The 14,190-nt window shown below is 46.2% G+C and carries 15 protein-coding genes; 11 read left to right on the top strand and 4 right to left on the bottom strand.

Annotated elements, in window-relative coordinates; genetic code table 11:
• The first annotated feature begins 32 nt into the window (after window positions 1-32).
• Window positions 33-2,501: a mannose-1-phosphate guanyltransferase gene (locus BUA78_RS06460; protein ID WP_072912192.1), complete on the top strand. Its 2,469-nt coding sequence runs from the start codon at window positions 33-35 to the stop codon at window positions 2,499-2,501.
• 133 nt (window positions 2,502-2,634) lie between these two features.
• Window positions 2,635-3,837, top strand: coding sequence for an alanyl-tRNA editing protein (locus tag BUA78_RS06455; protein ID WP_072912190.1), 1,203 nt, complete (start codon window positions 2,635-2,637; stop codon window positions 3,835-3,837).
• Between the two features lie 433 nt (window positions 3,838-4,270).
• Here the strand turns inward: BUA78_RS06455 and trmL are convergent, their stop codons facing one another.
• From trmL to BUA78_RS06440, 3 genes are read right to left on the bottom strand one after another with little or no spacing between them, the layout of a single operon-like run.
• Window positions 4,271-4,729 carry a tRNA (uridine(34)/cytosine(34)/5-carboxymethylaminomethyluridine(34)-2'-O)-methyltransferase TrmL gene (gene trmL / locus BUA78_RS06450; protein WP_072912187.1) on the bottom strand — a complete coding sequence of 153 codons (459 nt, stop codon included), beginning with the start codon at window positions 4,727-4,729 and terminating at the stop codon, window positions 4,271-4,273.
• Complete coding sequence (gene nth / locus BUA78_RS06445) at window positions 4,729-5,364, bottom strand: endonuclease III (RefSeq protein ID WP_072912185.1); 636 nt, start codon at window positions 5,362-5,364, stop codon at window positions 4,729-4,731. The genes trmL and nth overlap by 1 nt, the downstream gene beginning before the upstream one ends.
• Entirely contained in the window at window positions 5,354-5,776 is a 423-nt protein-coding gene (locus BUA78_RS06440; RefSeq protein WP_072912183.1) for a CoA-binding protein, read from the bottom strand. Before BUA78_RS06440 ends, nth begins: the two co-directional genes overlap by 11 nt.
• Window positions 5,777-5,872: 96 nt before the next feature.
• Between BUA78_RS06440 and BUA78_RS06435 the strand changes: the two genes are divergently transcribed.
• A complete protein-coding gene (locus BUA78_RS06435; protein WP_072912180.1) occupies window positions 5,873-6,181 on the top strand; it encodes a LysO family transporter in 309 nt (102 codons plus the stop codon).
• A gap of 84 nt (window positions 6,182-6,265) precedes the next feature.
• The gene (locus BUA78_RS06430; RefSeq protein ID WP_072912177.1) at window positions 6,266-6,865 is read left to right on the top strand and encodes a LysO family transporter; all 600 of its coding nucleotides are present in this window, start codon (window positions 6,266-6,268) and stop codon (window positions 6,863-6,865) included.
• Window positions 6,866-6,993: 128 nt separating this feature from the next.
• Here the strand turns inward: BUA78_RS06430 and BUA78_RS06425 are convergent, their stop codons facing one another.
• Window positions 6,994-7,671, bottom strand: a complete 678-nt coding sequence (locus tag BUA78_RS06425; RefSeq protein ID WP_072912175.1) for a CPBP family intramembrane glutamic endopeptidase — start codon at window positions 7,669-7,671, stop codon at window positions 6,994-6,996.
• 269 nt (window positions 7,672-7,940) lie between these two features.
• Here BUA78_RS06425 and BUA78_RS06420 point away from each other — a divergent pair, with 269 nt between their 5' ends.
• From BUA78_RS06420 to BUA78_RS06390, 7 genes are all read left to right on the top strand, one after another.
• Complete coding sequence (locus tag BUA78_RS06420) at window positions 7,941-8,621, top strand: DUF4912 domain-containing protein (RefSeq protein WP_072912172.1); 681 nt, start codon at window positions 7,941-7,943, stop codon at window positions 8,619-8,621.
• Between the two features lie 14 nt (window positions 8,622-8,635).
• Window positions 8,636-10,249, top strand: a complete 1,614-nt coding sequence (locus BUA78_RS06415; RefSeq protein WP_072912169.1) for a glycoside hydrolase family 57 protein — start codon at window positions 8,636-8,638, stop codon at window positions 10,247-10,249.
• 133 nt (window positions 10,250-10,382) lie between these two features.
• A complete protein-coding gene (bshB1, locus tag BUA78_RS06410) occupies window positions 10,383-11,117 on the top strand; it encodes a bacillithiol biosynthesis deacetylase BshB1 (protein ID WP_238456746.1) in 735 nt (244 codons plus the stop codon).
• Window positions 11,114-12,238 carry an N-acetyl-alpha-D-glucosaminyl L-malate synthase BshA gene (bshA, locus tag BUA78_RS06405; RefSeq protein ID WP_072912166.1) on the top strand — a complete coding sequence of 375 codons (1,125 nt, stop codon included), beginning with the start codon at window positions 11,114-11,116 and terminating at the stop codon, window positions 12,236-12,238. The genes bshB1 and bshA overlap by 4 nt, the downstream gene beginning before the upstream one ends.
• 6 nt (window positions 12,239-12,244) lie before the next feature.
• Window positions 12,245-12,556, top strand: a complete 312-nt coding sequence (locus BUA78_RS06400; protein ID WP_139257275.1) for an antibiotic biosynthesis monooxygenase family protein — start codon at window positions 12,245-12,247, stop codon at window positions 12,554-12,556.
• 41 nt (window positions 12,557-12,597) lie between these two features.
• Window positions 12,598-13,386: a C40 family peptidase gene (locus tag BUA78_RS06395; RefSeq protein ID WP_072912160.1), complete on the top strand. Its 789-nt coding sequence runs from the start codon at window positions 12,598-12,600 to the stop codon at window positions 13,384-13,386.
• Window positions 13,387-13,470: 84 nt separating this feature from the next.
• Window positions 13,471-14,160, top strand: a complete 690-nt coding sequence (locus BUA78_RS06390) for a DUF2225 domain-containing protein (protein ID WP_072912157.1) — start codon at window positions 13,471-13,473, stop codon at window positions 14,158-14,160.
• The last annotated feature ends 30 nt before the right edge of the window (window positions 14,161-14,190 follow it).

Here is a 14,190-nt window from a genome sequence, read left to right as displayed (position 1 = left end):
GGTGTATTTAGTTAAGTTAGGAGTGGATTAACCTGAAAGCAATCATTATGGCCGGTGGTGAAGGGTCAAGACTACGCCCGTTGACCTGTGGTCTGCCTAAACCCATGATGCCGGTAGCAAACCGACCCATGATGGAACATATTTTAGAACTCCTAAAAAAACACGGTGTACAGGAAATAGGGGTAACCCTACAATACCTACCGGAAGCCATCCAAGGATATTTTGGCAACGGCTCCGACTTTGGAGTCCATATGCGTTATTACGTAGAGGAAGTGCCCTTGGGGACGGCTGGCAGTGTTAAAAATGCGCAGAATTTTTTAGATGAAACCTTTGTGGTGATCAGTGGGGACGCTCTTACAGATTTAGACCTCAGTCAGGCCATGGAATTCCATCGACAAAAAGGCGCTCTGGCCACCTTGGTTTTAACACCGGTGGATATTCCCCTGGAGTATGGAGTTGTCATTACTGACAAAGAGGGACGAATCGCTCAGTTTCTAGAAAAACCAGGTTGGGGCGAAGTATTTAGCGATACTGTTAACACAGGTATCTACATCTTAGAACCAGAAGTACTTAATTACTTTGCGCCGGGCCAGAAGTTTGATTTTAGTAAAAATTTATTTCCTCTGTTATTGAAGGAAAAACAGCCTTTATTCGGGGTTGCTTTGTCTGGATATTGGTGTGATATCGGCAATTTACAGCAATATGTGCAGGCTCATCAGGATTGTTTAACGGGTAAAGTAGCGGTTACTATTCCGGGCACAGAGGTGGTACCAGGTATTTGGGTGGGGGATAATAGCGTGATTCACCCGGATGCATCTATGAAAGGACCGGCACTTATTGGGGATAATTGCCGAGTGGGTAGCGGGGCACTGATCGATGCCTATAGTGTCATAGGCAATGGTTGTTTAATTCAAGAACATGCCAGTATTAAGCGAAGTGTCTTGTGGGATAATGTTTTCCTGGGAGGCCGTGCTGCTATACGGGGTACGGTATTGGGAAGCCAGGTTAAAGTGAAGGCTAATGCTGCTATTTATGAAGGCTCAGTGGTAGGCAGTGATTCTATCATTAAAGAAAGGGCCATTTTGAAACCGGATGTGAAGCTGTGGCCAGGCAAAGTTGTTGAATTAGGGGCTTTGGTGGAGAGCAGTTTGGTATGGGGTACCAACAAAGCCAAAAATCTCTTTGGTATCGAGGGTATTTCCGGCCTTACCAATATTGAAATAACACCGGAATTTGCCAGCCGGGTAGGCTCTGCTTACGGAACTAATTTAGCCATAGGAACAAAAATTGGTCTTTCCAGCGACCGTTTTCCAGCTTCCCGTATGATTAAAGAAGCTTTGGCCTGTGGTTTGCAATCTGCTGGTATCGAAGTGGTGGATTTCGGAGCAGCCTTTACACCGATGCACCGTTTTGCTGTGAGAGCAAGTCATTGCCAGGGGGGGATTCATATAAGAATCAGCTCCCAACGGGCAGATAAAATAAACTTGGTTTTCACCAACGAAAAAGGGGGGAATATTTCTCGCAGCCAGGAACGCAAGATCGAAAATACCATGGCTAGGGAAGATGTTCGTCGCTTGGAGAGTCCTGATATTTTGCCTGTTCGTAGAGTAACGGATACCCCAGAGCAATATCTGACTCATTTATGCCAAGGAATCAATAGCAAGCTGCTTAGAGAAGCCGGACACCGCCTGGCATTAGTATATGATCGGCAGAATTTAGATCCCTTTATGACCACGGCCTTGGATTCCTTAGGTATTGCTGCAGAGCACCTGGAAGCCGGGCAATCCACCACGGAACCAAAGGATTGGCAGTGGTATAAGCAAATTATCAATAAACTGTCAGCCAATGTTCAACAGAGTGGTAAAGCCGCGGGTGCTATCATTGATCCTAACGGGGATCGTCTCATACTGGTAGATAGTCAGGGTAACGAGGTGAGCGAAGAAATTCTGACGGCTCTCATTTCTCTGATTATTCTCAAGGAACAGGCTGGGCCGGTAATTGTTCCTGTGACTGCCCCTAGAGCAATTGATGAGTTGGCAGATAAATACCGGGGTATGGTGATAAGAACCAAGACTTCCCAGCAGGATTTTATCGATAAGATTATGAACCACCAACTGCAAAATAATCAGGAAGTATCACATCATTTTATGAACTTTGATGCACTGCTAACGTTATTTAAAGTATTAGAGTTCTGTACCAGGGAGGGCATCAGCCTAGAACAATTAGTGGCTGAAATTCCGAGTTTTTATCTGCAGCAAAAAGAAGTGGCTGTTCCCTGGGAAGCAAAGGGCAGAGTTATACGCAGACTTATCGAAGAACCTTCCGGTGAATTGGAATTACTGGATGGCGTAAAGGTCTTTCACCCGGAGGGTTGGGCTTTGGTGCTGCCGGACCCAGAGGAGCCAGTTTGCCGTATCTTTACTGAGGGAATTTCTATGGAAGCTGCAGAGGAATTAACAAACTTTTATTCAGACAAGATCAGGAAAATTAGTGAAATGTAATATAACGTACATTTTTATCTAAACCTAACCCCAACGGTTAGGTTTTTTTCTGGTCAAAATTATCAACAAGGAGTTGGTGCGTTTTTGTCGAAATAAGTACGATAATTCACAATTCGGAGAGGAGATGGGTAGCTTGCAAGGGATTTACCAACAAGATCCCTATCTATTACAATATCGGTCCCTTGTCACAGGCAGTGTCTCGGAAAACGGGAGAAACGGCATTTTTCTAGAGAATACAATCTTTTATCCAGAAGGGGGAGGGCAGCCGGCGGATAGCGGAACTTTGGTGTGTGCCCGTCGTTCCTATGAGGTGCTTCATGTGGAGGAAAGAGCCGACGGAATCGTTCACTGGTTGGCAGGTACAGCTGCACCTGAGATTGGTACCACTGTATTCATGGCGGTAGATGTGGCAAGACGCAGAGACCATATGCAGCAACACCACGGGCAGCATATTCTTTCCGCTATTCTGGAACAAAAGCATGGTTGGCAGACCATCGGCTTTCATTTAGGAGAAGAAACTGTTACTATCGATCTGACTACCCGTGATATTGCTCCAGAATTATTGCGTGAAGTAGAAGAAGAAGTTAATCATATCGTAATGGAGAATTTACCAGTCAAAGTAGAGAATTACCGGCGAGAGGAGCTGCCTGAGAGCCTGTTACAAAAGATTCCGGGAGATGAAGAGGAAATTCGGCTAGTCATTATTCCAGGTATTGATGAAAATGCCTGCTGTGGCACGCACCCTCGGAGCACCGGTGAAGTGGGGCCTGTGAAGATAGTAAAAACGGAGAAGGTGCGGGGTAATCTACGTCTGCATTTTATCTGCGGCTCTCGTACCATCCGCTGGATGGGGCAAACAGCAATAACCCTACGCAACCTGGAACAAGCGATAGGGGCCACTGGCAGTGAAGCCCTCAGCCGGTTGGAAAAACGAGAAGCAGAGCTTAAAAAATTGCACAAAGAGCGAAAAGAACTCTTACTCCTTAAATATCGCTGGGAGGCAGAACAGCAGGAAAGCTGTGCTGCTATGATAGGAAGTCTATCCGTTCTGGTTCAACACTTTGCTGAAGCAGATATGGAGATGCTGCGGGGGATTGCGGCTGTCTGGTGTGAAAAACCTGGTCGACTGGCAGTGTTGGCTGGTGGTTGCGGACCCAGTTATGATGTAGTCATGGCCAAAGGACAAGCCGTATCCGCTGCCGTTAACACACTGGCGGTCGACATCTGGCCTCTACTTAAAGGGAAAGGCGGCGGCAGCCCAGACATTGTACAAGGTAAAGCCAGCGAACTGCCGTTAAACGAAGTGAAAAAACGATTGGCAGAAGCCTTAGTCTAACAAAACACAAGGGGACGGTTCTTCTGTGCTTAAAGGAAGGTACGTATGAAACCGTGCCCAGGAAGCCAAGGGGGAAGGGTGAAATAGGAATCTACCATGTTATAGTAAGGGAATCGGCCAGCGGAGCTATTGAAAACAACGAAGATCGTTGCCTGTATTATGATAAAAGCAACCGAATCAGAGAAAGTGGATCATACAAAATTACCAAGAAAATAATGAATGGTAAGGTGCTAGAAGTTTACAGGTCATGGTCCAGGATGCACAAAACAAAATATTGAGTCGTTTAAGAAATGATGGAGTAAGCCTGCAGCAAATATACAGGATAACCTGATCAGCATTCCACATTGTTCGAAAGGCTTAGAGGAAAGACACAAAAGAACCGTCCCCTTGTGTCTCCCGATGCACCATCAATTCATTGTGCACCATCCCCAATTTACTTCATGCCAGGGAAATTTAGTTGTCTGAGGGCTTCGTAGAGGGCGATAGCTACCGTGTTGGATAAGTTAAGGGAGCGAACCTCCCCCTGCATGGGAATCCGTAGACATTGCTCTGGATTGGCCGCTAACAGATCCTTGGGTAAACCGGCGGTTTCTTTGCCAAATACGAGAAAATCATCCTGACCAAACTGCACTTCGTGATACGGACGGCCACCTTTGGTGGTGAAATACCAGAAACGGCCCTGGGGGAATTTTTCTCTCAGGGCGTTAAAATTTTTATGGTAGTGTAAATCCAGCAGATGCCAATAATCCAGACCAGCTCTCTTTAAATAGCGGTCGTCAGTGGAGAATCCCAAGGGCTCCACGAGATGTAAGCTTGCCCCTGTTATAGAACAAGTTCTGGAAATATTACCTGTATTGGCAGGGATTTCTGGCTCCACTAAAACAATATGCACTAAATTTCCTCCCTTTTACCACCTGTAGGACAGAGAGCCTGCAGCGTGCATTCACCACAGCGGGGTTTGCGGGCATCGCAGACCTTTCTGCCGTGTTGAATAATTTGATGATGGACAGCTTGCCACAACTCAGGCGGTATCAAAGCACATAATTCCCTTTCCGTTTGCTCCGGGGTTTTACCGGCAGCTAAACCCAGGCGATGGGCCAGCCGGTGGACATGGGTATCCACGGGGAAAGTGTGCTGCCCAAAGGCAACTCCTAACACCACATTAGCTGTCTTTCGACCCACACCAGGTAATTTTTCTAATTGTTCCCGATTTTCGGGGACATTTCCGTTAAACTGTTCCGCGATGATCCGGCTGGTTTCTACAATAAATTTACTCTTATTTCTAAACAAACCACAGCCTTTGATATGCTCAGCTAATTCTTCCGGGGTTAGTGCTGCAAAATCCGCCGGGGTACGAAATTTTTGAAACAGCCGTTCCGTAATCCTATTTACCTGGGCATCGGTACTTTGGGCAGATAAAACCACCGCCACCAGCAATTCGAAGGATGTGGAAAACTTTAAATCTGTGGTGGCATTGGGATAGGCCTCTGCCAGCCGGGCCAAAATTTGTTCTACTCTACTTTCCATTGCCAAAAAGCCGAGCGTGTTCTACTTTGATGCAGCGGTCCTGTACAAAGTCCATATCAGCAGCTTTGGCGATGGCAGCCGCTTCATCATTTGCTATGCCCAATTGCAGCCAAATTGCCCGGGGTTTGAGGGGGATGGCCTGCTCCACCACAGCCGGAGTTTCTTCACTTTTGCGGAAAACGTTGACCAAATCAATTTGATCCGGAATATCCGCCAGGGTTTTGTAGGCGGGTTCTCCCAATACTTCGGATACCCGGGGATGCACGGGGATAATGCGATAGCCCTGATTTTGCATATACTCCGCCACTTTAAAACTGTCCCGGTGGGGTTTGTCCGATAGACCTACCACAGCAATGGTCTTACATTCTAGTAGTAGTTGCTTCATTTGGTCATCACTGACTGGTTGAACCATTTTTCATTCCTCCATATCTGTTGGTTATTGACCCTTTTTTAGTGGACGTGCTAAAGTAATAACTAGTGTTTATATCCTTTTCCAGGAAGTGATTAAATGACAAAAGTCTTAATAGCAGTGGCTTTGGGGGTACTGGTAGGCCACTTTAATATCATGTCTGTTAATCCGAAGAAAATTAGCAAGCTTACCTCCCTTTGCTTGTTCATTATGCTACTGGCCATGGGAGCCCAACTGGGTGCCAATGATAAGCTGCTTGGTGATCTAGGTCGCTTAGGTTGGCAGGCCCTGGTGCTGGCCTTTGCCAGCATTGTCGGCAGTGTGCTACTGGTACGCCTGGCAGAAAACCACATCAGTAAGCAGTTAGAACAGAGTAAGCAAAAGGCGAAAAGGGCCATTGGACATTAGTCATTGGCCTTTGGCTTTTAGGAGTTTATTCTTGGCCAACAGTTTAACCCTTAAGGAATACCCCAAAGTAAAGAGGTGTACAGGATGACTTGGATAATTCTTGGCTCCGTAGGAATAGGCTTAGCATTAGGACATTGGCTACTCCCTGAACAAATTGTTCAGTACCTGGATACAGTTACCACTACGGCGCTCTATTTAATGCTATTTGGCATTGGCATTGACTTAGGACGGCAGAAAGAAGTATGGGTTAGGCTTTGGAACATGGGCTGGAAGGTTTTATGGTTACCCATTCTAATTGCTACCGGTAGTTTGGCAGGAGCAGCCGTGGCAGGTTTATTGATTGGTCTTCCCTTTAACGAATCCACTGCCATTGGAGCTGGTTTTGGCTGGTATAGCCTATCCGGTGTTCTCATTGCTGAAATCTATAATGTAGAAACAGGAGCACTGGCTTTTATTACCAATGTGGCTCGAGAATTATTAACGTTTCTGTTGGTGCCTCTGGTGGCCCGTTATATCGGTCGCTTTTCTGCTGTGGCACCGGGCGGAGCTACGGCTATGGATACAACCTTGCCAGTGATTACAAAGGCTACTGGCAGTGATATGGCCGTTATTGCCTTCATCAGTGGCTCAGTATTGACCACCTTAGTGCCAATACTGGTACCGTTTTTTATACAACTTAAGTAGCCGCTAGCCGTTTCTTCGTTTTTACTTTGGCCTAAGCCGAAAGCCTCGGCCTACGGCCAATAGCTATTTTACCATATTTACAGCTGAATTTACCAGTCTCATACATATAACAACACCACGCAACATTTTCAACTCCCCCAATACACCATTAGGAGGCGGCTGCTATTGACCAGGCCATGGGCAATCATGCCAGGTATCAGTGAGCCGGTCAGATAATAAATCATGGCTAGCCCCCCACCCACCGCAGCAATTTGGATAAACCAGACACCACTGAAATGGGCCAGCGAGAAAAAAACAGCGCTGGCCAGTAAGCCCATGATTAAGCCCCATTTGCGGCTAAAGACAGTAAAAGCCAGGCCCCGGTAATACAATTCTTCGGTTACTGGAACTAGCACTCCGCCAATGAGCAGTGGCCAAACCAGAGCAGTTGGCGTGTTTGCTACCGCCGCTGCTTTCACTAATGGATTGCTACCCACATCTGCTGCCAGCAACCACACTAAAGCCCTCTGACTGCCCTCTGCAATAATAAAGAGAAAACCCCCACCCAGCACGCCATACAATATTTGCCTGCCAAATTGATCAAAGCGAAGCCCCAACTCATGCAAATTACCTTTCCTCAGGACAAAAAACAAGGTTAACCCCAACAAAATAGCCCTATCCATTACCTCAACAAAACGAGGAGAAATGCCTGGCAGCAGTGGCAGTAGGCCTTTTCCTATTAAATAGACCAAAGCTAAACGCAAAAGAAATACCCAGAGAACATCAGATACGGACCAGGGATGGTTGGTTGTTTCAAATTTCATCATGTTTTACTACCTCCAGAGAGTGGGATGTTGATGTCTGGCCAAAGGCCGTAAGCCAGAGGCTTTTTATGTTTTAGTCAACGGCCTATGACTACATTTTTAAAAAATTTCCATACTTGTTAAAAGCCCCAGATAATAAAGAAAAAACTGCTGGGCAATACTAAGTAAAGTCATGTTACGAATATTAATGTACCTCATTATTTTCTTTTTAGTAGTAAGAACACTTTATTTCGGTTCTAAAAATAATTTCAAATAAAAAGGGGGGAATGGATATGGATTCTGTATGGCTCTGGTTACTGGGCTCGGTGATCGTAATCGCCTTGATTGTGTTTATGCTTCCATCACTCCGCAAGCACACCTTAGCCTCCAAAAAGTCAGAATTGCCTCCAAAGCCAAAGCGGTCGATTGAGGAAATGGCTGAAGAAATTTGCCCGGTTCCATCCAGCAAATGGCGGCAAGATGAACCCTTTATACCCCACCATTACGGAGTCAGCCGGTTAGTGGTGCTAGTAAAGGATCCCTATTGGCTTTATGCCTATTGGGAGGTCTCCCTAGACAAACAAAAGGATTTTATAAAGCGATATGGTCAAGAAGCGTGGCACAATTCGCGGCAGATATTGCGAATCTATGACGTCACCGGCTTAGATAATCAGAGGACTTTAACCGGGCACAGCTTTCAAGAGATATACTTGGACCCTTTTGCAGATAATTGGTTTATCCATGTAGGCCAACCAGAACGGAGCTTCTTCCTGGAATTAGGAAGACTACTTCCCGATGGAACTTATATCAATCTGCTTACTTCCAATAGAGTCTGCACACCGAGGGATACAATTTCTCCGCGCATGGAAGAACAATGGATGTGGATTGAAGGTATTTACCGGAACTTTGGTAACATGCGATATGGTACCAGCTCTGCTACGCTGGCTGGTACAGAGGAAGGATACAAACAGTAAGAGGGGGAATTCCCTTGGCCAAAGGATATCTGGCGCTAGTTTTACATGCTCACTTACCCTATGTTAGGCATCCGGAAAGTGAGAAATTCTTAGAAGAGAGATGGTTTTACGAAGCATTAACGGAAACCTATATCCCGATGATTGATGTCTTTGACCGTCTGGCATGGGAGCAGGTTCCCTTTCGTCTTACTTTTTCTATTTCTCCACCACTTTTAACCATGTTATCTGATCCCTTGCTTCAGGACCGATATGTACGGCATTTGGAGAAGCTCCTGGAATTAGCTTATAAAGAAGAAGCCCGAACCTATGGCGGTCCCTTTCATCAAGCAGCTTTACTGTATAAAGAAAAATTTCAACGGGCTTATGAGATCTTCGTTACTAGATATCAGCGTAATCTTGTACAGGCTCTTAGCAGATTGCAAAGGTTAGGATACTTAGAAATTACCACCTGTGCGGCTACCCATGGCTTTTTGCCTTTAATGATGACCAACAAACAAGCTGTGCGTGCTCAGCTTGAGACAGCGGTAAACTTGCATGAGCAGCAAATCGGTAGTAAACCGAGGGGTATCTGGCTGCCGGAATGCGGTTATATTCCGGGTTTAGATGAAATTCTTTCTGAATATGGGCTCAAGTTCTTTTTCACTGACAGCCATGGAGTGATGTATGCCGATCATCGACCCCGTTTTGGTGTCTTTGCACCCATCTATACGCCTTCCGGAGTGGCTGCTTTTGGCCGGGATACAGAAAGTTCCAAACAGGTTTGGAGTGCCGATGAGGGCTATCCGGGAGATGGTGATTATCGAGAATTTTATCGTGACATTGGTTATGATCTGGATTATGAATACATCAAAGACTACATACATCCAGACGGTATTCGCATCCATACCGGGCTAAAATACCACCGAATTACCGGCAGAGTTGACTTGTCGGAGAAACAACCCTACCAACCAGAGTGGGCCAGTCATAAGGCGAACATTCATGCGGCAAATTTTATGTTTGATCGGGAAAAACAGATCGAGTATTTAGCTAACTTGATGGAGCGGCCACCCCTGATCGTCGCACCCTATGATGCCGAATTATTTGGTCATTGGTGGTTTGAAGGGCCTATGTGGCTGGAATTTTTTATTCGTAAGGTGGCCACTAACAACAAGATAGAACTAATCACACCCTCGGATTATTTAAATCTCCATCAACACAATCAGATGACCAGGCCTTGTCAGTCCACCTGGGGAAATGCTGGCTACAATGAGGTATGGCTAAATGAAAAAAATCACTGGATTTACCGGCATTTACACATGGCCGCAGATCGTATGAATGAGTTAGCGGATCTGTTTCCAACGGCAGATGGTAATCTGCGTCGGGCCTTAAAACAAGCGGGACGCGAATTACTGCTGGCCCAAAGCAGTGATTGGGCCTTTATTATTTCCACCGATACCATGGTTTCCTATGCCCTGAAAAGAACCAAAGAACATTTAGCTAACTTTGTGCGATTATACGACGATATTAAGTATTGTCATATTGATGAGGCATTTGTTTCCCAGCTAGAATGGCAGAATAATATCTTCCCAGACATTGATTACCGCTCCTGGCGGACCCGGGAGTCTGAGCAAGAAAGGGCGATATCATAAGTTTTGGCAAGAGGCTACTCTTTGAAGTGGCCTTTTGTTTGTTTTTGGTCATTAGCTAAAGGTCAAGGGCTAACGGCCAAAAGGAATATCTTGCCGACCATCGAATTACTTATAGAAGTAAGGAGATGGTTTCGTGACTGTGACAGCGACAAGCAACATAGATATTCTGGCTATTGGTGCTCATCCCGATGATGTGGAAGTAGGTGCCGGGGGACTGATGGCTAAATTTAATAAATTGGGTTTAAAAACTGCCATCATTGATTTATCTGCAGGGGAACTGGCTACCAACGGGACTCCTGAAATTAGGGGGCAGGAGGCTCTACAGGCTGCCCAGGTGCTGGGGCTTAGCTGGCGAAAATGTCTTAACCTGCCAGATCGAGGGCTAAAAACCAGCCGTCTTACTATCGACAAATTGGTTCAAATTATTCGAGAAAGCCGTCCTAGGCTTATTCTATGTCCCTATTGGGAAGACCGTCATCCAGACCATGTTCAGGCAGCCCGGTTGGTTGAGGAGTCTTGGTTTGATGCAGGGCTGACTAAAATACAAGCCCAGATCAAACCCTATCGGCCACCTCAGCTTTGGCATTACTTCTTGTCTAGGGCCGGAGAACCGAAATTCATTGTGGATGTATCGGATTATTACGAGATAAAGCGAGAAGCTATTTTAACCCACCGTTCACAATTTGGCAGACAGGCCAGCAGTCAGGAAACCTTTCTTAACTGTGGACCGGGTAGTATGCTAGCCATTGTCGAAAGCAGAGACCGTTTTTTGGGTTCAAGCATTGGCTACTCCTATGGAGAAGGCTTTACCACAAGAACACCTTTGGCCATTGACAACCCCTTGGGACTGATGGGGGTGCCACGGTGAAAATTGGTATTTTATGTCATTCTACCTATGGTGGCAGCGGGGTAGTAGCTTCGGAACTGGGAAAACTCTTGGCCAGACGGGGGCATCAGGTGCATTTTATTACGGTGGGGTATCCCTTTCGACTGGCGGATTTTGAACCGAATATATTTATCCACGAAGTAGCTGCTTTTCAGCATCCGCTCTTTAAGGCACCTCCCTATTTTCTTACCCAGGTGACCAAAACGGTGGAGGTACTACAGCAGCATCAATTGGATTTACTGCACGCTCATTATGCGGTGCCCCACTCTCTAGGGGCTCATTTGGCCAGACAGATTGCCGGCAGACAGGTGCCAGTCATTACTACTCTGCACGGTACTGATACCTCCCTGGTAGGAGCTCATGAGGAATTTTATGAATTAACTCGCTATAGTTTAGAGGTTAGTGATTTAGTAACGGTGGTATCCAACTTTTTAGCTAAGCAAACCAGGGGTACTTTTGAATACCAAGGAGAATTACCGGTAGTCTATAACTTTGTAGATACCGAAGTCTTTAGACCAACGGATCAATCCCTTCGTAATCAACTGACACCCCAAGGAGAAGCACTCATTGTTCACCTTTCTAACTTTCGCCCCTTGAAAAGGGTATTGGATGTACTGCATGTGTTTCATAGAGTCAGGCAGCAGCAACCGGCCCGTCTGGTTATGATTGGCGACGGTCCGGAGTTACCAGCTGCGGAAAAATTAGCCGCCGAGCTTAATCTGACCGGAGATATTTTGTTTCTGGGTCAACAGGATACAGTGGCCCCGCTACTGGCTGCGGCGGATGTTATGCTGTTTCCCTCATGCTGTGAGAGTTTTGGCTTAGCTGCTCTGGAAGCTCTGTCCTGCGGCGTTCCTGTCATTGCTACCACCTCTGGGGGTATCCCAGAGGTCATTTTACACGGAGAAGTTGGTTTTCTAACGGGTGTGGGTCAAGTGGAAGAGATGGCCAACTACACGTTGCTGCTTCTGAAAGATGATCTTTTACGACAGAGAATGTCTCGTCTAGCCAGAGAGCACGCCTCTACCAGGTTTAAGGCAGATCGATGGGTGGAAAGATATGAACAGATTTACCAAGAAGTACTACAGCAAACTGGGAGGTAGGGAATTTTGAACACAATTACCTTTGGCCTGCTGGAGGCCCAGGAAGGTAAGCACGAAACGCTCATGAAAGTGATCAAAGATCATATGAAATATCTTGATGGGCAACCAGGATTGTTGCATGGCTATATTGGCAGGGCCAAGGGCAACCATGACAAGCTGCTGGTGATCTCGGTATGGGAAAGCGAAGAAGCCCAACAGGCTGCCATGACAAAGTTAAGCAGCCATCCTGATGCTACGGCTGGTTTTCTGCAAATGATGCAGTGCCTCAAGGGACAGCCGGATTTGGCAAATTACCTGGTGGAAAGCATAACTAAGTAAATAAATGAATAAGTTAGGGTAACCGGCAAGGGAGTGATCTTATGCCAGATCTCAGGGAAGTGGAAGCGGGAACTACCGTGTTAACGGCGGTACCCCTGGTGGATGTGTTAGAACAACCGCAGGCTGGAATTCCCTTGGTAACCCAGTCCCTTTTAGGCTGGCCTGCTCTGGTTATGGGAGTTGAGGGAGATTGGTTGCACATTCAGTCTTATGATGGCTCCCCAGGCTGGGTTAGGATGGATCACTTTACATTGCCAGACAGACTGGAAAATAACACCCGTATCGAAATTAAGCAAGCCGCGGCTCCTTTATACACTGGGGCTGTCCAGATTGATACCTTGTATATGGGCAGCCGCTTGCTGGTCCTAGAGTCAGGAAATCAGTTTTACCAGGTTGCCTTACCCGGGGGAGGTAAAGCCCTGGTGCAAAAAAACCACGCAGTTATTATAAAGAACCGTACGATCTACCAGCCGCAGGAAATCGTAGCTGTTGCCAATCAGTTTACCGGGGCACCTTACCTATGGGGAGGGATGTCTGTCCGAGGAATCGATTGTTCCGGGCTCACGTATATGGCTTACTTTAGTTTAGGTTACCACTTGCCTAGAGATGCCCAAGATCAATTTAAGGTGGGGGTGCCCGTGACGAAGGACCAGCTGCAGGCGGGGGATTTAGTATTTTTTTCAACCATTGATCCGGGTCCATCCCATGTTGGTATCTATCTCCAGGAGGGACTTTTTTTAAATGCCAGAACGAAGGAAGGAGTTACCGTCACTTCCTTTGAAGATGCTTTTTTTGCTACGCGCTATCTGGGAGCGAGAAGGTATATTTAATTTGCTTAAGAAAACTATTCTCCCCAGTTAGTTAGCAAACATGTATAATATAGGTAAGCATTTTTGGGGAGGCCTTTGACAACGATGCAAATTAGTGAAGATATGTTGTATTATTCAAAAATGACTTGTCCCAATTGTCAACGAGAGTTCCAACACCCAGAGGTAAGAAGTAAATACATTTCTTTGGAGAAACAAGATAGCGATTTTTGTGGTTACTATACCGGAATTAATCCTATTTTCTATGATGTTTTCGTCTGCAAGGATTGTGGCTATGCCTTTACCAGGGACTCCAACACGCCGTTGCTGGATGAGGAAAGAGCCACCATTAAAACGATTATGTCCGGTTGGCGCAAAGAGGGTCACCAATATGGCGGCTTGCGCACCTTGGATCAGGCTATAAAAATTTATAACCTGGCGATTCTTTGCCAAGAGTTACGAAATGCCAAGGATTCTGTTAAAGGTTCACTTTATCTGCGTTTGGCTTGGCTTAACCGTTATCTGGGAAATCAGGAAAATGAAATGAAGTCCTTACAGAGGGCGTTGGAATTTTCGAAACGAACCTATGAGCGGGAAGCCTTCTCGGAATTAAAAAAGGAATTACGGATGATGTATTTAATCGGTGAATTGTCTTTCCGTACCGGCGATTATAAGGAAGCGGTAAAGTGGTATCAGGCAGTTATTCACCACCCGCAGGCGGAAAACTACCCGGTCTTTACCAGGATGGCCCGTTCCCGCTGGCAGGATGCCAGGGAGGAGTACAAGCAAAATAATTAGTTTACGGAGGTGCCCGAGGGGGCATCTCTT

This window comes from Desulforamulus aeronauticus DSM 10349, assembly GCF_900142375.1.
GTDB classification, from domain to species: domain Bacteria; phylum Bacillota; class Desulfotomaculia; order Desulfotomaculales; family Desulfotomaculaceae; genus Desulfotomaculum; species Desulfotomaculum aeronauticum.
The sequence above is the reverse complement of the archived record's forward strand: the minus strand, read 5'-3'. Positions and strand labels throughout refer to the sequence as shown.